Annotated in this window: 18 protein-coding genes and 1 tRNA gene; 9 read left to right on the forward strand and 10 right to left on the reverse strand. The window is 62.9% G+C overall.

Features of this window, described 5'->3' with window-relative positions; all coding sequences use genetic code 11:
• Nucleotides 1-30 precede the first annotated feature (30 nt).
• The 3 genes from DDD64_RS03990 to DDD64_RS04000 all read right to left on the reverse strand — a co-directional run bounded on the left by DDD64_RS03990 (nt 31) and on the right by DDD64_RS04000 (nt 2,571).
• A complete protein-coding gene (locus DDD64_RS03990) occupies nt 31-567 on the reverse strand; it encodes a GNAT family N-acetyltransferase (RefSeq protein ID WP_126135129.1) in 537 nt (178 codons plus the stop codon).
• 19 nt (nt 568-586) lie between these two features.
• Nucleotides 587-1,666: a redox-regulated ATPase YchF gene (gene ychF / locus DDD64_RS03995; RefSeq protein ID WP_126135130.1), complete on the reverse strand. Its 1,080-nt coding sequence runs from the start codon at nt 1,664-1,666 to the stop codon at nt 587-589.
• Between the two features lie 95 nt (nt 1,667-1,761).
• Complete coding sequence (locus tag DDD64_RS04000) at nt 1,762-2,571, reverse strand: SDR family oxidoreductase (protein WP_126135131.1); 810 nt, start codon at nt 2,569-2,571, stop codon at nt 1,762-1,764.
• Nucleotides 2,572-2,766: 195 nt separating this feature from the next.
• On the opposite strand from DDD64_RS04000, the gene DDD64_RS04005 reads away from it, so the two are divergent.
• The 4 genes from DDD64_RS04005 to DDD64_RS04020 are packed head-to-tail and all read left to right on the forward strand — an operon-like array spanning nt 2,767 to nt 7,092.
• A complete protein-coding gene (locus tag DDD64_RS04005) occupies nt 2,767-4,032 on the forward strand; it encodes a DNA recombination protein RmuC (protein ID WP_126135132.1) in 1,266 nt (421 codons plus the stop codon).
• A 33-nt stretch (nt 4,033-4,065) separates the two neighbouring features.
• Complete coding sequence (xseA, locus tag DDD64_RS04010) at nt 4,066-5,319, forward strand: exodeoxyribonuclease VII large subunit (protein ID WP_016443205.1); 1,254 nt, start codon at nt 4,066-4,068, stop codon at nt 5,317-5,319.
• Nucleotides 5,309-6,091, forward strand: coding sequence for an exodeoxyribonuclease VII small subunit (locus tag DDD64_RS09135; RefSeq protein ID WP_206435375.1), 783 nt, complete (start codon nt 5,309-5,311; stop codon nt 6,089-6,091). The genes xseA and DDD64_RS09135 overlap by 11 nt, the downstream gene beginning before the upstream one ends.
• A complete protein-coding gene (locus DDD64_RS04020; protein WP_126135133.1) occupies nt 6,088-7,092 on the forward strand; it encodes a carbohydrate kinase family protein in 1,005 nt (334 codons plus the stop codon). Before DDD64_RS09135 ends, DDD64_RS04020 begins: the two co-directional genes overlap by 4 nt.
• Here the strand turns inward: DDD64_RS04020 and DDD64_RS04025 are convergent.
• On the reverse strand, nt 7,089-7,844 hold the full coding sequence (locus DDD64_RS04025; protein ID WP_126135134.1) for an isoprenyl transferase: 756 nt from the start codon (nt 7,842-7,844) through the stop codon (nt 7,089-7,091). The genes DDD64_RS04020 and DDD64_RS04025 overlap by 4 nt on opposite strands.
• Before the next feature lie 335 nt (nt 7,845-8,179).
• Between DDD64_RS04025 and trhA the strand changes: the two genes are divergently transcribed.
• Entirely contained in the window at nt 8,180-8,965 is a 786-nt protein-coding gene (gene trhA, locus DDD64_RS04030; protein ID WP_126135135.1) for a PAQR family membrane homeostasis protein TrhA, read from the forward strand.
• Nucleotides 8,966-9,156: 191 nt separating this feature from the next.
• A complete protein-coding gene (locus DDD64_RS04035; protein ID WP_126135136.1) occupies nt 9,157-10,191 on the forward strand; it encodes a PPK2 family polyphosphate kinase in 1,035 nt (344 codons plus the stop codon).
• A 20-nt stretch (nt 10,192-10,211) separates the two neighbouring features.
• On the opposite strand, the gene mca is transcribed toward DDD64_RS04035, so the two are convergent.
• Nucleotides 10,212-11,114 (reverse strand): mycothiol conjugate amidase Mca, encoded by a 903-nt coding sequence (mca, locus tag DDD64_RS04040; RefSeq protein WP_016443211.1) that lies wholly within the window; start codon nt 11,112-11,114, stop codon nt 10,212-10,214.
• 412 nt (nt 11,115-11,526) lie between these two features.
• Between mca and DDD64_RS04045 the strand changes: the two genes are divergently transcribed.
• Together DDD64_RS04045 and msrA are read left to right on the forward strand one after the other, a co-directional pair.
• Nucleotides 11,527-12,012 (forward strand): GreA/GreB family elongation factor, encoded by a 486-nt coding sequence (locus tag DDD64_RS04045; RefSeq protein ID WP_016443212.1) that lies wholly within the window; start codon nt 11,527-11,529, stop codon nt 12,010-12,012.
• Nucleotides 12,013-12,091: 79 nt separating this feature from the next.
• A complete protein-coding gene (msrA, locus tag DDD64_RS04050) occupies nt 12,092-12,751 on the forward strand; it encodes a peptide-methionine (S)-S-oxide reductase MsrA (RefSeq protein WP_126135137.1) in 660 nt (219 codons plus the stop codon).
• Nucleotides 12,752-12,921: 170 nt separating this feature from the next.
• Here msrA and DDD64_RS04055 read toward each other — a convergent pair whose 3' ends face one another.
• Together DDD64_RS04055 and DDD64_RS04060 are read right to left on the reverse strand one after the other, a co-directional pair.
• Nucleotides 12,922-13,869 (reverse strand): Bax inhibitor-1/YccA family protein, encoded by a 948-nt coding sequence (locus tag DDD64_RS04055; RefSeq protein WP_231366723.1) that lies wholly within the window; start codon nt 13,867-13,869, stop codon nt 12,922-12,924.
• Nucleotides 13,870-14,125: 256 nt separating this feature from the next.
• A tRNA-Leu gene (locus DDD64_RS04060) sits at nt 14,126-14,199 on the reverse strand.
• Between the two features lie 181 nt (nt 14,200-14,380).
• On the opposite strand from DDD64_RS04060, the gene nhaA reads away from it, so the two are divergent.
• The gene (nhaA, locus tag DDD64_RS04065; protein ID WP_126135138.1) at nt 14,381-15,763 is read left to right on the forward strand and encodes a Na+/H+ antiporter NhaA; all 1,383 of its coding nucleotides are present in this window, start codon (nt 14,381-14,383) and stop codon (nt 15,761-15,763) included.
• On the opposite strand, the gene DDD64_RS04070 is transcribed toward nhaA, so the two are convergent.
• Genes DDD64_RS04070 through DDD64_RS04080 form a run of 3 tightly spaced genes read right to left on the reverse strand, consistent with a single transcriptional unit; the run spans nt 15,760 to nt 17,994 of the window.
• Nucleotides 15,760-16,800, reverse strand: coding sequence for a Ppx/GppA phosphatase family protein (locus DDD64_RS04070; protein ID WP_126135139.1), 1,041 nt, complete (start codon nt 16,798-16,800; stop codon nt 15,760-15,762). The two genes, nhaA and DDD64_RS04070, sit on opposite strands and share 4 nt — an antisense overlap.
• A 34-nt stretch (nt 16,801-16,834) precedes the next feature.
• Nucleotides 16,835-17,428, reverse strand: coding sequence for a DUF501 domain-containing protein (locus DDD64_RS04075; RefSeq protein ID WP_126135140.1), 594 nt, complete (start codon nt 17,426-17,428; stop codon nt 16,835-16,837).
• Nucleotides 17,429-17,430: 2 nt separating this feature from the next.
• Nucleotides 17,431-17,994 (reverse strand): FtsB family cell division protein, encoded by a 564-nt coding sequence (locus DDD64_RS04080; RefSeq protein WP_126135141.1) that lies wholly within the window; start codon nt 17,992-17,994, stop codon nt 17,431-17,433.
• Nucleotides 17,995-18,757: the final 763 nt, after the last annotated feature.

The raw sequence follows: 18,757 nt of genomic DNA on the forward strand, positions 1-18,757 counted from the left end.
ACACTTTTAGGGGAAGAGGCCCTGAGCTGGTTATCCGCGATATGGGACGGGGCGATAGCTCGGTAACGGGTCAGCCGCGAGCCTCCCGTACAGATCAACATCGATGCGCGCGCCATTGATAAGGAATTTCCCGCGTTCGGTTCCTTCCTTGAGGAATCCCGCCGCGCGGGCAACTCCTCCCGAGGCGGGGTTATTCACACGGTGTCCGAGTTCCAAGCGTTCCAGCCCGCGCCCGTGCAGCGCCCAATCCGCGACCGTTGCCGCAGCTCTGGACATGATTCCGCACCCCCAGTAATCGTGGTGCAGCCAGTAGGAAAACCACCCGCTTTTCTCATCCCCATTGACTTGGATGCGAACCATGCCGATGAGTTCATCGCTATCTTCCCGGGCGATCACCCAGGCCAGCTGCGAGTCGGGCTCCGCCAATATCTGCGCGATATAGCGGCGGGCGCTAGCCAGATCCGTAATATTGCCCTGCCGGATCATATCGGGATGGGAGGCGAAGGCCGCTACCACAGCTGCGGCGTCGCTTTCACGCACCGGGCGCAAGGCAATATCGACCTTCATGTCCACTCCCTCGCGCTACCTACACATTAAAGCGGAATTCGACCACGTCGCCATCCTGCATAACATAATCCTTGCCTTCTTGGCGCAGTTTCCCGTGTTCGCGAGCGGCGGCTACCGAGCCGTATTCCACCAGGTCATCGAACGACACCACCTCGGCTTTAATGAAGCCGCGCTGGAAATCGGTGTGAATCACGCCGGCGGCCTGCGGGGCGGTATCACCCTTGTGGATGGTCCAGGCGCGGGCTTCTTTAGGACCGGCCGTCAGATAGGTCTGCAAGCCGAGAGTATCGAAGCCTACCCGGGCCAGCTGATCCAAGCCGGATTCTTCCTGCCCCGTAGCCTCGAGCATTTCCCGTGCTTCTTCTTCACTGAGTTCCACCAGTTCGGCTTCGAATTTGGCGTCGAGGAAAATAGCTTGGGCCGGTGCCACAAAATCACGTAGTTCTTCTTGCATGGCAGTGTCAGCGAGGCCGTCGTCGTCGGTATTAAAAACGTAGATAAAGGGCTTCGAGGTCATGAGTTGGAAAGAGCGCAGGGTATCCGCGTCAAATTCTGCGGCGTGGTTGGACAGCACCTCCCCCGCCTCGAGAAGCGCGTAGGCCCGTTGAGCTGCATCGAGCGTTTCCTTCGGGGTTTTCTTCCCCGTCACTTCCTTGGTCAGGCGCGGGATGGCCTTCTCCAGGGTCTGCATATCAGCGAGGATAAGTTCGGTGGTGACCGTTTCGATATCATCCTTCGGATCCACGCGACCTTCCACGTGGACCACGTCCGGGTCGGCAAAAGCGCGGGTGACCAGGCAGATCGCATCCGCTTCGCGAATATTGGCGAGGAATTGGTTGCCTAGCCCCTCCCCCTTGGATGCCCCGCGTACGATTCCGGCAATATCCACAAAATCGACGGTTGCCGGCAGGATTTTCTGGGACCCGAAAATTTCGGCAAGCTTAGTCAGCCGCGCATCCGGGAGCGGTACCACACCCACATTCGGCTCAATCGTCGCGAAAGGATAGTTCGCCGCGAGCACCGTTGCGCGCGTGAGCGCATTAAAAAGGGTCGATTTTCCGACGTTGGGGAGTCCTGCAATACCAATTGTTAAAGCCACGCCCTCCATTCTAGCTAAGAGAAGGGAGGGCGGGCTGCACACCGGATGCGTTTGTGGCCCGGTGGCGCTACGCCGCGCACCACCGGGACGCCGCGTTACTGCGCCGGCGTGTCCATGGACTTCGGGGCATGCCAGATATCTTCACCGCGCAGAATTGCGTCCGCACCGCCGTCGATATACAGAATCTGGCCCGTGATGGTCCGCGAGAGTCCGGTCACGAAGAAGACGAGCGCATCGGCAATATCGCGAGCTTCCGAAGCGCCGTGGTACGGGGCGGGCAGCGCACCGAAAGCCTGCTTGCGCCCTTCTTCGGTGGAGAGGAGTTCTTTCGTCATCGGAGTGGCAACCACGCCCGGCCCCACCGCATTGAGCCCGACGCCGCGCCCGGCGAATTCCTCACTCACCGCCGCCCGGCGCACCCACGTGGCAATAGCGCGCTTGGAGCACGCGTAATTCGCGTAGCCCTGCATCGGACCCTGCGCGGCCAGTTCCTTGCCGTAGGCGAGGGCTTCTTCGCGCTGATCATCCAGGAGGAGCTGGACAAGCTTGGGATCGCTGGGCTGCAAACTGGCGCAGGACGCGGTAATAACCGCGCGCCCGTTTTCCGCTTTTTCCAGGTAGGGAAGGAAAGCACGCACGGTGTCACGCGCGCCAAAGAAATTCACCTTGAGATCGAGAGGCGAATTACTCTGGGTTCCCGCATTCGCGATCACCCCATCGATCTGCGGATACTTTTCCGCCACCCGAGCAACCGCATCCGCGATCCCTTCCGGGCTGGACAGATCCGCCTCAAATTCCGCCCCGCGCAAATCGACACCGACGGGCGTATGCCCGCGTTCTTCCAGAATCTGCCCGCAGGCAGCGCCGATACCCGAGCCCATTCCGGTCACAACGATAGTAGACATGGTGTTCCTTTCTTCCCGGTGCCGCTCCCTCGCAGCACCGCCAGCGGTGACGTTAGCCCTATATTTATTGTGATGTACGCTACTCTCCGCTACGTCAAAAAATACCAAAGTACCGTGCGTAGAACAAGGGGCGACGACGACGCCAGCTCGCTTCCCTCCCATTTTTCTGTCGTAGGTGGGTGTTTGAATACCGCTATGGATATTTCGATTGTTATAGGTGCTCTGATCGCGGTGGGATGCGCGTGTTTCGCCCTGGGCTTCTTGAGCGCGCGGGTGCGCGCGGGCGGGGCGGTGTCGGCGCGGGAGCTGGCGCAGGTGCGCCAGCAACTGGAGGAGGCGCAGCGCGATGCCGGGGCGGTGCGGGCGCAGCTGGCGGCCGCCCAGGCCCGCTCGGATCGTTTAGAAGAGGAAAATAACGGGCTTATCGCGCGTGCTAAAACAGATAACGATATTTTGCGTTCTCTGGCTCCTATTACGCAGCAGCTCAGCGCAATGGAGCAGCGGGTCCGTGATGTTCAGGTCCTCCAGGGCGAACAGCGCACCGAAATCCGTACCCAGCTCACCGCGGCGGCCCGCACCCAGGAAGATCTCGCACGGGCCACCCAGGCGCTGCGCGGGGCACTTAGCTCCACCTCGGCGCGGGGAATGTGGGGTGAAGTGGAATTACGCCGGGTGGTGGAGGCCGCGGGGATGCTCCCCCACGTGGATTTTTCCGAGCAGGTATCCTCGCGCGCGGGCGGCGGGCGCGGTGGCGATGCCGGGCTCGCGCGCCCGGATATGGTTATCCACCTCCCCGGCGGCGCTCAGCTTCCCCTCGATGCCAAGGTTCCCCTCACCGCCATGCTCCAGGCACAGGCCGTCCCGGCCACCACGGCGGAGGAAATCGCGCGGCGCCAAGATTTCCTCTCCCAACATGCCAAGGCGGTGCGCTCCCACGTAAACGCGCTGGCCAAACGGGATTACCCGGCACTTTTCCCGGGGTCACCTCGGCTCACCATTATGTTCCTTCCGGGCGAATCGCTCCTGGCGGAGGCGCTGCGCGCCGATCCTCCGCTCCTGGAAGATGCCTTGAACCTCGGGGTAGTTCCGGCGTCTCCGGCCTCGCTGCTGGCGTTGCTGCGCACCGTGGCAACACTGTGGGCCTCCAGCAAGATCAGTGAAGAGGCCGGGCATATTATTACGCTCGGGCGGGAAATGACGGATCGGCTCCGGGTGGTGGCCGGTCACTTGGAAAAGCTCGGGAACTCCCTCACCTCAGCGGTCAAAAACTACAATTCCGTGCTCTCCTCTTTCGATTCGCGCGTGCTGGTCACCGCGCGGCGCCTGGAAAGCTTGGATGCTGATTTTTCCACCCCGCCAGCCATTGCTGCGGAAGAAGGCCAAGTCAAACGTTTCCACGATGCTGGGCTGCGGGAGGCACTCGATGGCGAAGATGATCGTGAAACACGGATTGTCCCGTAGCAGTGCGGGGCAAAACATGGCACGATAACTGATATGGCTTCAACAACTCCGGTACCCGCAACGCTGCCGCAACGGGCTGCGCAGACAACACCGGATCACCCGTGGCCGCTGCGTCTCCTCTCGGTAAAAATCCGGGAATACGTGGCGAAAATGTCACGGTTATGGGTGGAAGGTGAAGTCATTACCCTCCAGCGCCGCCCCGGAGCGAAAGTCCAGTTCCTCACCTTGCGGGATCTGGAAGAAAACGTCTCCATGACGGTGAAAATCCTCAGCCATCTACTTCCCGCCACCGTCACCTCCGGAAGCCGAGTGGTGGTGTGGGCCGTTCCCGATTTTTATACCGGTAATGGCTCACTCTCCCTGTGGGCACAAGAAATCCGCCCCGTTGGTGTGGGTGATATCCTCGCGCGTTTGGAGGCATTAAAAGCCAAACTCGCAGCCGAAGGTCTCTTCGCCCCCGAACGTAAAAAGCCCCTCCCCTTCTTACCTCGCGCGGTGGGTCTTATCGTGGGGCGTAATACCAAGGCAAAAGAAGATGTCATTATTAATGCCTCGCTGCGCTGGCCCGGAGTGCGTTTTGAGGTACGCGAAGTAGCGGTCCAGGGCCGAGACGCCGTGGCCCAGATGATTCCGGCCCTGCGTGAACTAGATACTCACCCGGGTGTGGATGTCATTGTGCTGGCACGCGGGGGCGGCTCCGTGGAAGATCTCCTTCCCTTCTCCGATGAGCACCTCGTGCGTGCCATTGCGGCCACCCATACACCCGTGGTCTCCGCTATCGGGCATGAGGGAGATAATCCCATCAGTGACTACGTGGCAGATCTACGAGCCTCCACGCCCACGGATGCTGCCAAGCGCATTGTTCCGGATCGGGAAGCTGAGCTCGACGGGGTGCAGGCAGCTGTGCGCCGCTTGCGCCAGGGGATGCGCCATCGACTTGACCGGGCCACCAAAGAACTCGAAGCATTACGCGCCCGGCCCGTCCTGGCCCGCCCCCGCACTATGGTGGAGGTGCGCGAACAGGATATCCAGTCGCTGCGCTCCTGGCTGCGGGCCCATATCCGGCGAGATATGGCCTCCAGTTCCCAGGATATCGCCTCGCTTCTTTCCCAGCTGCGGGCCCTCTCACCCCAGGCAACACTGCAACGCGGGTATTCGGTTATCCTAAGCGGGGATGACAGAGTAGTCTCACAAGAAAACGATGTCCGAATCGGGGAGCACCTGCGTGCCATTTTGGCCGCCGGAACCCTCCATCTCGAAGTGAAAGGGAGCGCGCATGGCAACTAAGGGACCCACTCCTGAGGGATTCACGCCCCCGGCGCCAGCGCCGGACTCACCCCACAACTTACCTCACGCATCAGGTGCCTCCGCCCCCCGCCCGCGCGAAGATATTGAAGCGCGCGTGGCTACCCTCAGCTATGAAGAGGCCCGGGCTCGCCTTGTCGATATTGTTTCCCGCCTGGAGCAGGGCTCCATTCCCCTCGAAGAATCCCTGCGACTGTGGGAAGTAGGCGAGTCTCTAGCCCGCCACTGCCAGAGCTGGCTTGACGGCGCTGCCGCCCGGATCGATGCGGCCGAACGCGGCGAAAGCCTCGCGGATCTCCCCGCCCCGGCTGGCGCGGCCCCCGCTCCAGCCCAACCCGCGGTGCCTGCCCCAGCAAACCAGGCCGCGGCTCCCGCAAGCACTCCAGTGAACCCTGCTCCACCGGCAGCGGCGCCGCAGGATAGCTATCAGGCACCCGCCCCCGCCATTCCGGCACAGGCGTCCAAGGAAGACCGGGTAGCTGCCCTACGAGAAGCGGTGCGTGAGGTACGCGCAGAAGACGTACCGGCGATTCAGCCAGCTCCTCAAGCCGCACCCGCGGCGGCATCCGCCCCCGCTGCCCCGCGCGGTGAGGCCGCTCCCACCGGCACACCCGGTGGCGCCACCGCCACCCAGCAGACTTCCGTTGCGAACCCCGCGGCCGGCGATGATGATGATTTCGACCCGGAAGAATTCGCGGACGGAACAGGTCTTGATACCACCCCGCTCACCCGCCACCCCGAGGATTTCGCATGACAGTTCTTGTCATTGGCGATGCCATCGCCAACCAGCGCGAACAGGAAACCCCTTTTCGTGCCGGCACCATGTTTAAGGTGGCGGTCAATCTGGCCCACCTGGCGCGCGAAGTGCGGATGGTCACCGATGTCTCCGAAGCCTCCGATCCACAAGTTGTGCGTGATTACGCCGCCGAGCACGGCGTGGAACTCCTCTTGCGCCCCACCTCGGCTCCCTCCAGCGCCGCTCTCGCCTCCGGATTGCCCACCCCGCCCCCGGCTGCTTTCACCGAAGCTCATTACGGGGAGGGGCACGGGGATCCGGAAGAAAGCTGGAATATTTTGCCAGCTCCGGAACGCGGCGCCCGCAAACTAGATTTTGATCTTTTCAGCCCCTCGGCCACTATTTTCGGTGGGGACGCCTGCCACGCCATGCCCGTAGCTCACACCGTCCGCGAGTGGCTGCGGGTGTGCCGGTCCACCTCCACCATCATCTACTCCCCGGCACTGCGCCACCCCCGGGCCCGCAACCTGGATCGGGTCCGTATCCAAGCCGAAAGTTTCTTGCAGCTTAGTGACGTCGTCGTCGCAACCTCAAAAGACATCCGGCTCCTCTACGGTATCAGCGGTCCCGAAAATGAGTTCGCCGCGGTAGCCGAACACTGGTTTAGCTTCGGGCCGCGACTCGTGGCCATTCTTCTTGAGGACGGTGCCGCACTCATGATCACCGCCTCGGGTGACCGCCTCCACGTAGCTTCGCTGCCGCGCCCCTGTGTGGACGTGGCAGGAGCTCGCAGCGCTTTTATAGCCACCACCATCGATACGCTGGACCGGGTGAGTCTGCTCGGTCGGGAAGCTAGCCCCGGGCTCGCCACCATGTCCATGTCCCACCTGTATACCGTGGGTGCTTTCGCCACCACCGCACGCAGCCTTATGACCGCGCATGCCGGCTGGGAACCGCTCACCCGCAATGAACTCAGCGAGGGCTTCTTCGAATACCAGAGTCGCGAAGGCTTGATTTAGCGCCCGCGGCGCCGGTCACGTTGCGTATAGTCACGCAGGGCACGCAAGAAATCCACGCGCCGGAAATCCGGCCAGTAGGTTTCGCAGAAATAGAGTTCGGTGTGCACGGACTGCCAGAGCATAAAACCGCTCATGCGCTGCTCCCCGCTCGTGCGAATCACCAAGTCAGGATCAGGTTGGCCACGGGTGTAAAGATGGTCAGTAATATCCGCGAGCGAAAAATCTTCGGCAACCTCCGCGAGGCTACGCCCGGCTGCTGCTTCATCGCGCAGATAGGAGCGTACCGCGTCGGTAATTTCTTGACGCCCGCCGTAGCCCACCGCAATATTCACATGTAAAGCGCTACAGGCTTCGGTGCTCGCGGCCGCGGCACGCAAGCGCTGTGCATATTCCTCACCAAGAAGATCGAGATTCCCCACCGCCACCAGGCGGAAACGGCCAGAACGCGCCAGATTTTCAACAGTTTCACAAATAATGGTCAGTAGCGGACCCACTTCTTCCGCTGCCCGGGAAAGATTATCCGTGGAGAGCAACCACAGGGTCACCACCTCAATGCCGGCGTCTTCGCACCACCCGAGGACCTCAGCGATACGCTCAGCCCCGGCCCGGTGCCCGAAGGTGGCAGATTCTCCCAGCTCCCGCGCCCAGCGGCGATTCCCGTCCAGCATAATTGCCACATGCTTGGGCATACGCTTCCCGGAAAGCTCACGCACCAAGCGGCGCTCATAGGCTGCGTAGAGCCATGCTGACATTCCCACGCTGTCTCCCTCCCTCGTTCTAGCCACTGTGGCCCGAGCCGTGCCCGGGAGCCGCAATTGAGCTGCGCCCGGCAATGCTTGCAATCGACCCGCGCCCGTCAAAGCCGCAGCTGAGCCGCACAACTAGATGCCTAACCGTTTAACTGTAGCCCGCCCATCCTGAGGGAACAGGAAAAGATACCCGGAAAATACTCAGGCAAGCAGCGTACACTTGCGCCAGCGGCTCACAGCGATGGGCAAACCGGAACCACACGTACCGCTGCGCCCATCGCCGCGTTTGCTGATCTTCGGATATCCCGGAGGTATTCACCGACCACGTGGGGAGCACCATGACCCGTCCTTGTCACGCCACTAGCGAACGCCACCCGGATCATCTCTCTCAGCCACCGCATCGTGAAAAGAAAGACCGAGCTTCCCATACCGCGCCAGGGCGGGCCCGGGCAGCACGGAATCTCCGATCCTTGCCCGCGGGCGCACTCCCGAAACCAACCCTGCGCGGTTGGCAGCACGCCATTATTGCCCCGCTTGCGCTGGCAAATATGATCGTGCAAATAGTTTTTGCGCCCACTGCCGCACTCACCATCGGCGTCATAGTGTTCGGGTTGAGCGCCGTCGTGTTATTCGGTCACTCCGCGGTCTATCACCTGGGCTCGTGGGGACCGAAAGTACACGCTATTTTGCGGCGCCTGGATCACTCAAATATTTTCCTGCTTATCGCCGGAACCTACACCCCGCTCTCCCTTGCCCTACTGCCGGGCGGCACCGCAGCGCTGGTGCTGGCCATCGTGTGGGGCGGGGCGCTCGGCGGGATAGCGCTCTCCAATTTCTGGCCGGCCGCCCCGCGCTGGCTGTACGTTCCCCTCTATATTGCGCTCGGATGGGTGGCCATCTGGTTCCTCCCCGATATGTGGGAGGCCGGCGGCCCGGCCATCGTCTGGCTCATTATTGCCGGCGGGATCTGCTACACGGTAGGCGCACTCGCCTACGCATTCCGCTGGCCCAATCCCTGGCCGCGCACCTGGGGATTCCACGAATTCTTCCACTCCGGGACAGTGGCGGGCTACGCCTGCCACGCGGTGGCGGTGTGGCTTACCCTCTTCGCTGTCGCCTCGTGAGCCCAGCCGGCACGGCGCACCCGGCACCCTGCGCACCACCGGCCAGCACGCTCACTGCGAGCAAGCCAGCTGCCAGCAAGCCCGCTGCCAGCTCCCCGCGGCCCGCAGGGCCGCGCGGCGTCGTCGTACCCCTCCTCTAGAATGGTGCCCAGCATCACAGAGAATTTCTCAGGCACAGGAGTGAAGAGAAGATGAGCAAAAAGAAGAACGCGGAGGCGCGAGAGCAGGCCGTCAGCTGGAGTACGGCCCCCGGAATTGCGCTGCGGGTCCGGGATGGTTTTCAGATTGCCTCCGTTGATACCGGATCCACGCCGGGCTGGCACGGCGCGAAAAAGGCCGGGAAAGCTGCCATGAAGGAGCGTGGCAAGCTCCTCGCGGAGCTGCAAGAACGGCTCTACGCTGAAGCGCGTCAGGGCGGCGAACGGCGGGTGCTGCTCGTCGTGCAGGGGATGGATACTGCCGGGAAGGGCGGTATTTGCCGGCACGTGCTCGGGATGGTCGACCCGCAAGGCGTGCATCTGCGTTCTTTCGGGGTACCCACCGCGGAGGAACTCTCCCACGATTTCCTGTGGCGGATTCGGCGCGCGTTACCGCCGGCTGGGATGATCGGCGTTTTTGACCGCTCGCATTACGAGGACGTGCTGGTCGGGAAGGTTGATGAGCTGGCTACTCCCGCGGAGATCGAGGAGCGGTACAAAAAGATTAATGAGTTCGAGCGGGAACTCGTGGATGCGGGATATACGCTCGTCAAGGTGGCTCTGCTTATCGGCTATGAGGAACAGGGGTTCCGGCTGCTGCGCCGGCTGGCGCGCCGCGATAAACACTGGAAGTATTCGCCTTCTGATGTGGCGGCACGCGCCCAGTGGCCCGCCTATATGGATGCCTACCAGGCGATGTTTGAGCGCACCTCCACGGAATATGCCCCGTGGTATGCGGTGCCGGCAGACCGTCAGTGGTTCGCGCGGCTCGCGGTGACCGAGCTCCTCGCCCAGGCGCTGGCCCACCTGGCCCCGCGCTGGCCGGAAGTACGCTGGGATCCGCGCACCCAGGCCGCGCAGGTGCTCGCCACCATGCCTCGCCACACCGCGCAGCTCTCTGTGGAAGAACTGCGCGCGCAGGCCGAGGAGGTCGCCGCAGAATCCGAGGATTACCGCAACGGCGTGGAAAAGCTCATCACTCAAGATGCCCGCAAGGACGCCGGGGAACGGGTAGGAAACGCGCAGTAGCTAGCGGGAACGGGCAGTCACTAGCGGTAGCGCGCCGCCGCTTGCTCTTCGCTCTCCAACCCGGGCACCCGCGCGAAGAGGTCCGTTTCGCCCTCCGCGGGCGCCGGGCCCACGGTGGAGGCTGCCAGGTAGAAGTCCTCGTGCGGCCACACCTGCGCCTCCAGCTCCCGCGGCGCAGCGAAGAAAAGCCCGTTCGGGTCGATTTGGGAGGCGTGCGCACGCATGGCCGCGTCACGTAGTGGAAAATATGCGACGACGTCGACCCGCGTGGTTGCGGCATGCCGCGGGCGCGGGAATTGCGCGGCCTCTGTGAGCCATTCCGTGAATGGGCTGGCCTGGCCGGCGGCGAGAATCGCTTCGTGTAAAGTGCGCAGCCGGGTGAAGGAAAGATTGGCGTCATAATACAATTTGGAGACCTGCCAGGGCTTACCCAGTTCCGGCCAGCACGGCTCGCCCGCCAGCCGCACTGCCGCGAGGGTCGCGGTATGGGTGCGCAAGTGATCGGGATGCGGGTAGCCGCCGTTTTCGTCATAGGTGGTCACCACCTGGGGCCGAAATTCGCGGATCTGGGCCACGAGCGCGCGGTGGACATCCGCATCCGTGGCCCGGGCAAAACTATCGGCGGGCAGCTCCACATCCGGGTAGCCCTCGGGGAGTCCGGAATCCACAAAGCCGAGGAAAACGTGCTCAATGCCGAGGATTCGAGCGGCTGCTGCCATTTCTTCCCGGCGTAGCTGCGCCATAGTGCGCCCGGCCAGAGCGGCGTCGTCGAATAAAGGATTGAGGATATCCCCGCGTTCGCCACCCGTGCAGGTGACTACCCGCACCCGGCCGAGGCGGGCGTATGATGCCAGGGTTGCTGCGCCTTTCGATGATTCGTCATCCGGGTGGGCATGGACGCAGAGGAGGCGGCGTTCGTCCATTATCCTTCTCCTTCCGCAGCTGGCGCGTGGGCTCATCGCGCGGGTTTTCTGCTAGTGATACGGGACTGCGGGCGCGCGCTCACGAGCGCGGCTGCCAGCAGGCCGATTCACCGCGCTACTCTACCAAGACGACTCGGGCGCTGCCCCGCGGTGGTAACCACGTGGAATACGGGCCGGGAATGTTGCAACCGCCGGAAGGCTGGTATGCTTAGCCGGAGAAACATGCCTGTCAGGGCATGAATTTTTTTATCCGAGTGGGGCGTCCCACCCGCGCCCAGCGCTCGGGCCCCCGCAACCGCATCGCCGCACGAAGGCGTGCCGAGCTGCGCCGCGCGAGCGCGGGCTCATAACAGAATGACCAACCGGGTAGGTGCGTACCGCACCCGCCCGCCGTGACGAGAAAGAGGAAGAGATGTCTGAAAACACCAAGGGGGCTTGGCTCTCCCCCGAAACGTACGAGCACCTCAAGGCCGAACTCAATGACATGATTACCGTCCAGCGCGCGGAAATCGCCAAGAAGATCGAAGCGGCGCGCTCGGAAGGTGACCTGCGGGAGAACGGCGGCTATCAGGCGGCTCGCGAAGAGCAGTCGAAGCTGGAGGGGCGGATCGTGGAGCTGACCGCGTTGCTGGAAAACGCCCACGTATCCGAACCGCCCTCGGGCGATGAGGTTGCCTCCGGCACGGTTGTGACGGCCACGATTGGCGGCATGGAAGAAACCTTCCTCCTCGGTTCGCGCGAGGCCGCTGACATCGTGGGAATGGAAGTGTATCCGGAAAGCGCGCCGCTCGGGCAGGCGATCCTGGGGCTGAAGAAGGGGGAAAAAACCACCTTCAAGAACCGCCTGGGCCGGCCCGTCAAGGTGGAAATCCTCGATATCAAGCCTTACGAAGGCTAGAAGGCTCGGGTGCCACGCGAAGGCACAAGCGAAAACGGACAGCAAAGCGAAAGTCTAGGTACGAGGTAAGGAGCTGATCGTGAATCTTTCTGCTACCACCGCACTGCCCGGCCGGGGCGATCCGATTAATCCGAATCCGGCGCCGCACGCGGTCCTGGGGACTCCCCTCCTGGCTGAACCCGGGCCGGGTGAGGAGCTCATTTACCTTGCCTCCGGGTGTTTTTGGGGTGCGGAAAAGCTAGCCTGGGAGGCGGGTGCGCTGAGCACCGCGGTCGGCTATATGGGTGGTACCACGCCCAATCCCACCTACGCTGAGGTGTGCACGGGTCGCACCGGGCACGCGGAAACGGTGCGGGTAGTTTTCGATCCGCGCGAGCTCCCGCTGGAAAAGTTGCTTCAGCTTTTCTTCGAGTCTCACGATCCCACCTCGCTTAACCGGCAGGGAAACGATGTGGGCACCCAGTATCGCAGCGCTATTTTTACGACGACGGACACCCAGGAGCGCACCGCTCGGGCCATGATTGCTGGTTATGAGGATGTTCTCCGGGCTGCCGGGCGGGGAGTTATTGTGACGGAAGTGGTGCCGGCGCTGGCCGCCGGGCCTTTCTACCTGGCCGAAGAGGAGCACCAGGGGTATCTCCATAAGGTGCCGCACGGCTACCAATGCCATTCGCGCACTGGAATCGCCTGCCCGCTGCCGGGTGCCGGCCCGCTGCCGGGTGCTGGCCCGCTCGGCTAGTACCTCGCCGGGCCCTCCCGGGGAAGAATAACGCGGGAATCATGCACGAAGGCCGGGACGGAAAAACATCCGTCCCGGCCTTTGCTGTAGCTATCAGCCTTAGTGCCGCGGTACTGCTAGTTCTGAAATTCTGGCTCTAGTTCCGCGATTACGGCTAGTTCGCGATTCCCCTAGTTCCGCGAGGATGCGGCCAGGTAGGCCACAACGCGCAGCACTTCGAGGTAGATCCACAGCACCGTCATGACGATGCCGAAGGCTGCCGTCCACGCAAATTCCTTCGGGGCGTGGCGTTCCACCGCGAGCTTGGCGGTTTCCAGATCGGAGATGAGCACGTAGCCGGCCACCGCGATCATAACCAGCCCGAGGATGATCCCCAGGTGGAAGCCACCCACCGTAATATTGCGCAGCGAGTTGGTCACGCCGGTCAGCATAAGAATGAGATTGACGAAACCGAAGATAATGTAGGCAATCATAATGGTAAGGACCACACGCCGGCCCTTGGCCGTGGTGCGGACCTTTCCGGACATGTGGAGGAACACCGCCACACCCACCACAATCGCGGTACCCAGAATCGCCTGGAAAGCCACCCCCGGATAGAGAGTGTCAAAAGCATTGGTGATCGCACCGAGGGCCACGCCCTGGAAAAGGGAGTAGGCAATGGAGATACCCGGGCCGACCATCGGGCGCCAGGCGCCGAACATACCCACCGCGAAAGCGATGAGGGAGGCCGGGATCGCGAGCATCATCGCGTAATCCAGCGGCACGAAGAGCATGGTGGCCGCGCCGGCAACAATGGAGACCGCCAGCAGAATCGCGGTTTTCACCATGGCATCGTCATAGGTCATGGTGGCGGTGGCCGGAGCCCCGAAAGCACCGGGCTGGCCGTAGCCACCCGCGTACTGGCCATAGCCCTGCTGCTGATAAGCCTGACCGTAGTCCGGATGCGCAAAGTTCTGCTGGTTATACCAATCGGGCTGCTCCGTACCGTAGCCACCCGGCTGTTCATAAACACCCGGACCGGCCTGGTAACCCTGACGCGGTTCCGTTGCAATATTGCCACCGCGGAACTGCTGGTTCGGTGTGGCAGCACCCTTGCGGAAATACGGGTTGTTACTCATCACGGGATTCGACAAAATACCCTCCTGTATTGTGGTGGACCGCCGGATAAGCGGCCCGCCTACTATCAGACGCGACCATCGTCCGGTTAGCATCCAGGTTACGTAGAAACTTGGTTATAACTCGTCCAATATCGTCTCCAGGGTTATTCTCAAGCCCGTGCCTGAATTTTTCCTGAAAGGCTTCTCGGTTTTCCTCAATCAGCCTAAGAACACTGTTTCCGGGAATAAATCCGCAAACCATGCCAGCATCCGGCGGTACCCCCGGACGGACTCGAACCGACACTGAACCGATTTTAAGTCGGGTGCCTCTGCCAATTGGGCTACGGGGGCTGAACATGCGAGCACATTGGCGCGTATGAACATCCCTAGAATACTACCTTGTTGCGCCACCCTGTAGAGTAGGAGGGATCCTAAGCGCGTCGCTTCACCGGCTTTTACCTGCGTAGAGGGCCGCCGGCCGGTAGCTGCGCCGTCGTACCACCAAAACCTAGGCACATAGAATCGAGAGGGAATGACACAGCGCGAGCACCGCGACACCACTCACGAATCCGCCACCGAACCCGAATCCGCCGCCACCGCGGAAAGCGCCGCGACCCCAGAAACCGCCTCGGGAGCCGAGCAGCGCAAACGTCGCCCGGGCCTGCGCCGGGTGGGGAAACTCGCGGCGCCGGTCACGCGCTACAGCCAGGCACTGCGCAATGAATCTTTTGCCGGGCTGGTGTTGGTTATTTCGGCGGTCGTGGCGCTTATCTGGGCCAATTCCCCGGGCCGCGATACCTATTTCACGCTGGCTGCCACAAAAATCGGGCCGGAGAGCCTAGGGCTCCACCTAGACTTGGCGCATTGGGCCGCGGATTTCGTGCTCGCGCTTTTCTTCTTCGTGGTGGGAATGGAACTCAAGCAGGAGTTCACCATCGGTTCCCTCAACGACCCGCGTAAAGCGGCTCTCCCCGTGCTGGCAGCGGTGACCGGCATGCTCGGGCCCATCGGGGTCTATTGCGCCACGCAGGCTATTTCGGGCGCCCGTATTTATGACGGCTGGGCCATTCCGGTTGCCACCGATATCGCTTTCGCGCTCGGGGTGCTGGCGCTGGTGGGTAAAGGGCTGCCGAAAGCCGCCGGTATTTTCCTCATGACGCTCGCGGTGGCCGACGACTTGGGCGGCATTATCGTTATCGCGATTTTCTTCTCGGAGGGTGTCAATTTCCTCTTCCTCGGCGGCGGCCTGCTGGTCGCGGCCGTATTCGGGCTGCTGTGCTGGAAAGGGTGGAACCGCTGGTGGCTGCTATGGCCGCTGGCGCTGGTGTGCTGGTACTGCTTCTTCCGCGCCGGCGTCCACGCCACAATTTCCGCGGTGGTCCTTGGTTTCATGATCCCCACCTCCACCACCGACGCGGACGATACCCCGCTCACGGAACGCTATAGCGAACGGCTTATTTTCTGGTCGGCGGGCATCGCGCTGCCGATTTTCGCTTTCTTCGCCGCGGGCGTGAATATCACCGATGCCGGCGGAATCACCGCGCTGCTCGCGGACCCGGTTGCCATCGGCATCTACCTGGGCCTCCCGCTGGGCAAATGCATCGGAATCTTCTGCGGCACCTGGCTCTTCGTGAAAGTCTTTCGTCTCAAATTGGGCGAAGGTCTGCACCTGGGCGATATTTTCCCGATGTCGATCCTGGCCGGTATCGGCTTCACGGTGTCGCTACTTATCGCGCAGCTCTCCTTCGCGCCCACCGACCCGCACGAAGCCCACGCGCGCGTGGGCGTGCTACTCGGCACACTGCTCTCAGTGGTTCTCGGGGCGCTCGCTACCCGGGTGCGGGTGCGGCACCATCGCGCCTCTGGTACGTTGCACGACGACGGCGCTAGCGGCAGCGCGGACTCCGCCGCCTAAGCGGCGGGCCGGGCGGGTGGCTGGGGTTCCCGGGCGGCCCATAGCGCCAAGCCGTCGAGGATGTCATGTTCCGAGGTGGTGATGGTGGCAAGCGGGCGGCCCGCGGCGCTCCGGCGCTCGGCAATGCGGCGTACCGCTTCTTGCCATACCAGCGCCCCGGCACCGATCACGGGGGCTCGCCCCGGGTGCATAAAGCCGAGCGCGGCGCGTTCTTCTAGGGGCGCGTGGATAAACCAGTCGGTCACGGTGTCAATATCAGCCAGCGGCATTGCGGTGCCGTGCACTGCCTGCGAATCATAGGTATCGAGCCCCAGCCAGGTGGCGGTTACTGACGTAACGGTACCGGCTACTCCAACCACCTGTTCGGCCTGCCCGAAGGACACGTGCTTTTCTGCTTCGTCCAGGGCCGCGCGAATGTCGGCACGGGCGCTCTCCAGTTCGGCCGGGGTAGGCGGATCGTGGCGCAGGTGGCGTTCGCGCATCCGCACCGAACCGATATCCATAGAGTAGCTGGCCATCACGCTGCCGTCCGCGCGGCCGAGCACGAGTTCGGTGGAGCCGCCGCCCAGGTCAATAAGGAGCACCGGGGAGGCGGGCGAGCTCAGCGCGGAAATCGCGCCGGAGAACGAGGTTTGGGCTTCTTGGGTGCCGGTGAGCACCTGGGGGCGCACCCCGAGTCGGGCCACCACCCCGTCGAGGAAGTCCGCCCGGTTGGACGCATCGCGAGTGGCGGAAGTAGCGGCAAAGCGAATGGACGTTACCCCCGCTTTCTGGCACATCCGCGCGTAAATTTCGACCTGCTTGAGGGTGCGCTCGAGCGCTTCGGGAGCGAAGTGCCCAGTGGCATCCACGCCCTGGCCCAGGTAAACAATTTCCATGTGGCGAGTGATATCGCTCAGGGAACTACCGTCTACTCCTGGAACATCGGCAATGAGGAGACGGATGGAATTGGTGCCGCAGTCAATACCGGCAACCCGCCGGGCGGGCCGGGCGGGCGCAGCAGGAGCGGTGGGCGTGGAGGTATCTGAGACCAACATGGTTGGTGTATAAGTCCTTTCTCGTGCACTGGTGTTAGTGCGCTGCTGCGCTGGTTTCATCATCGCGGGAGGCGGGGGACTCTTCGCAGTGGCAGGTGGTGCCATCCCAGCCGACCAGGTCAAGAGCACGGTCCCCCAGTGGGCAGACTCCACGCCCCGCGCTGAGTGCATAGCCCGCCAGCGCGTGCAGGCATTTGACCCGCTCGGGCATTCCCCCTGCCGATACCCCGGCAATTTCCGGGACATCACCCAGCAGGGAGCGGCGCGCAATATAGGATTCGTGGGCGGCCCGGTGGGCCGCGCGCAGTGCGGCGTCGTCGGATAAAACGGAGGTCATGGTGGCCATCTCCCCACGCGCTTCCAGGCGAGAAATCTCTTTAACCAGGTAGGGCAGGCACAGGTAGAAGAGGGTCGGGAATGGTTCGCCGTGGCCGAGGCGCGGGAGGGTGATAGTGACCGCGGGGCGGCCGCAGGCGCAGCGCGCCCCGATGCCGACGAGGCCGCGCGGGACGCGCCCGAGCTGCGCAGCTACCTCGGCGCGGTCAGTGGGGCGCAGCGGGGTGGCGTTCACGGCGATGCGGCTGAGGAGCCCCGGGGTGACATCGCGCTCGGTGAGGACATCGGTCATACTTATTCTCCTTCGGCTGCGGGCGCGGTATCGGCTGCGGGCGCGGTATCGGCTGCGGGCGCGGTATCGGCTGCGGGCGCGGTATCTGGGGCCGGCGCGGTATCGGGTTCCGGGGTGGCATCTTCCGGCGCCTCGCTTTCCGGTTGCGGCGTTGGCGGGGTATACATCGGGGCCTCGTCCGGGTTATCGAGCTGGCCGTCCACCGAGTTACCCGCAATGGTGATGGAATCCCAGCCGGTGATATACCACGGAGTATTCGCGCGGCGCTCGCGGTTAACGGTAGCCACCCGTTCTTCCAGTTGCTCCTGAGCGGTGCCCTCGTTCGGGTCCGCGCCCACGAAGAGCCGCTGGCCGGGAACAACGTAGCCGAGCCGCACCCGGGCTTGGGCCCGCACGTAATCCGGGTCGTTCCACAGGGCTTTTTCCACTTCGAGTTCCCGGGTGTGCTGCTGCACGCTTTCCAGCTCCGCACGCACCGCCCGCAATTCATGCTGCTGGGCAGAGAAACGCGAAACCGTCGGGGTCACAATAATAATGGCGAGGATCGCGAAAAGCGCAATAGCCACCGCTCGCAAACTCACGGTGTGCTGGCGCTGGCCAGATTCGACTGTGATAGCGCGGCGCTGGCCGTTCCGGCCTTGTGTAGCCGTCCGAGCGCTACCTTGCCCCAGCCGGCTGGTTTTTTCCGACCGGCTAGCCGTGCCTTGCCGTGGCTTCGTTCCGGGGCGCGGTTTGGCGCCCGGCCGCGGATTAGCCCCCGGGCGCGGCGTTGTTTCGCTGCGGTAAGCAGCACCCGCACGGGCGGGAGAGTTGGCGGAACGCGCCGGCGAGTGAGCGGAACGAGCTGGCATGCTACCTGAGCGAGGCTTCGCCGCAGTATCCTCGCGGTTCGCCTGAGTCCCGTGATTCCCTTGAGTTCTTTGGGTTCGCTGAGTGTGCTGAGTTCCGCGCGCGGAGATGCGGCGGTTGCGCTCGGGGCGCGAGGGGGGACGGCGAACACTCATGGCTACCAGTCTAGGCGCCTGGTGTCACCGCTCGCGAATAGGGCGCGCCCCCGCAGTCCTCACAACCATGCACCTGGATGATCGAACCCCCACAGGATGCAACCTGGTGACAGCACCGCCCACAGGATGCAACCTGGTGACATCAAAACAATTTCTTAAGGGGGTGCGGACGGTTTCCTAGAGATTTTTAAGGAGATAGTTCAATGAATAAGAAACCGGGAGTTGCAAACGGGATCAGGTACTCCGCCAAAGACAAGCAAAGAGCTCTCGCCATCCTGGAAAAGCTTGGCTCTCTAAGGCAAACAGTCCTAGAACTGGGTTATCC

Source organism: Actinotignum sanguinis, assembly GCF_003957255.1.
In the GTDB taxonomy this organism is placed as follows: Bacteria; Actinomycetota; Actinomycetes; order Actinomycetales; family Actinomycetaceae; genus Actinotignum; species Actinotignum sanguinis.

Bases quoted from the DNA above. Each gene is read 5' to 3' on its own strand.
- DDD64_RS03990 (WP_126135129.1), bottom strand. From the start codon at position 567: ATGAAGGTCGATATTGCCTTGCGCCCGGTGCGTGAAAGCGACGCCGCA.
- DDD64_RS04000 (WP_126135131.1), bottom strand. From the start codon at position 2,571: ATGTCTACTATCGTTGTGACCGGAATGGGCTCGGGTATCGGCGCTGCC.
- DDD64_RS04005 (WP_126135132.1), top strand. From the start codon at position 2,767: ATGGATATTTCGATTGTTATAGGTGCTCTGATCGCGGTGGGATGCGCG.
- xseA (WP_016443205.1), top strand. From the start codon at position 4,066: ATGGCTTCAACAACTCCGGTACCCGCAACGCTGCCGCAACGGGCTGCG.
- DDD64_RS09135 (WP_206435375.1), top strand. From the start codon at position 5,309: ATGGCAACTAAGGGACCCACTCCTGAGGGATTCACGCCCCCGGCGCCA.
- DDD64_RS04020 (WP_126135133.1), top strand. From the start codon at position 6,088: ATGACAGTTCTTGTCATTGGCGATGCCATCGCCAACCAGCGCGAACAG.
- DDD64_RS04025 (WP_126135134.1), bottom strand. From the start codon at position 7,844: ATGTCAGCATGGCTCTACGCAGCCTATGAGCGCCGCTTGGTGCGTGAG.
- trhA (WP_126135135.1), top strand. From the start codon at position 8,180: ATGACCCGTCCTTGTCACGCCACTAGCGAACGCCACCCGGATCATCTC.
- DDD64_RS04035 (WP_126135136.1), top strand. From the start codon at position 9,157: ATGAGCAAAAAGAAGAACGCGGAGGCGCGAGAGCAGGCCGTCAGCTGG.
- mca (WP_016443211.1), bottom strand. From the start codon at position 11,114: ATGGACGAACGCCGCCTCCTCTGCGTCCATGCCCACCCGGATGACGAA.
- DDD64_RS04045 (WP_016443212.1), top strand. From the start codon at position 11,527: ATGTCTGAAAACACCAAGGGGGCTTGGCTCTCCCCCGAAACGTACGAG.
- DDD64_RS04055 (WP_231366723.1), bottom strand. From the start codon at position 13,869: ATGAGTAACAACCCGTATTTCCGCAAGGGTGCTGCCACACCGAACCAG.
- nhaA (WP_126135138.1), top strand. From the start codon at position 14,381: ATGACACAGCGCGAGCACCGCGACACCACTCACGAATCCGCCACCGAA.
- DDD64_RS04070 (WP_126135139.1), bottom strand. From the start codon at position 16,800: ATGTTGGTCTCAGATACCTCCACGCCCACCGCTCCTGCTGCGCCCGCC.
- DDD64_RS04075 (WP_126135140.1), bottom strand. From the start codon at position 17,428: ATGACCGATGTCCTCACCGAGCGCGATGTCACCCCGGGGCTCCTCAGC.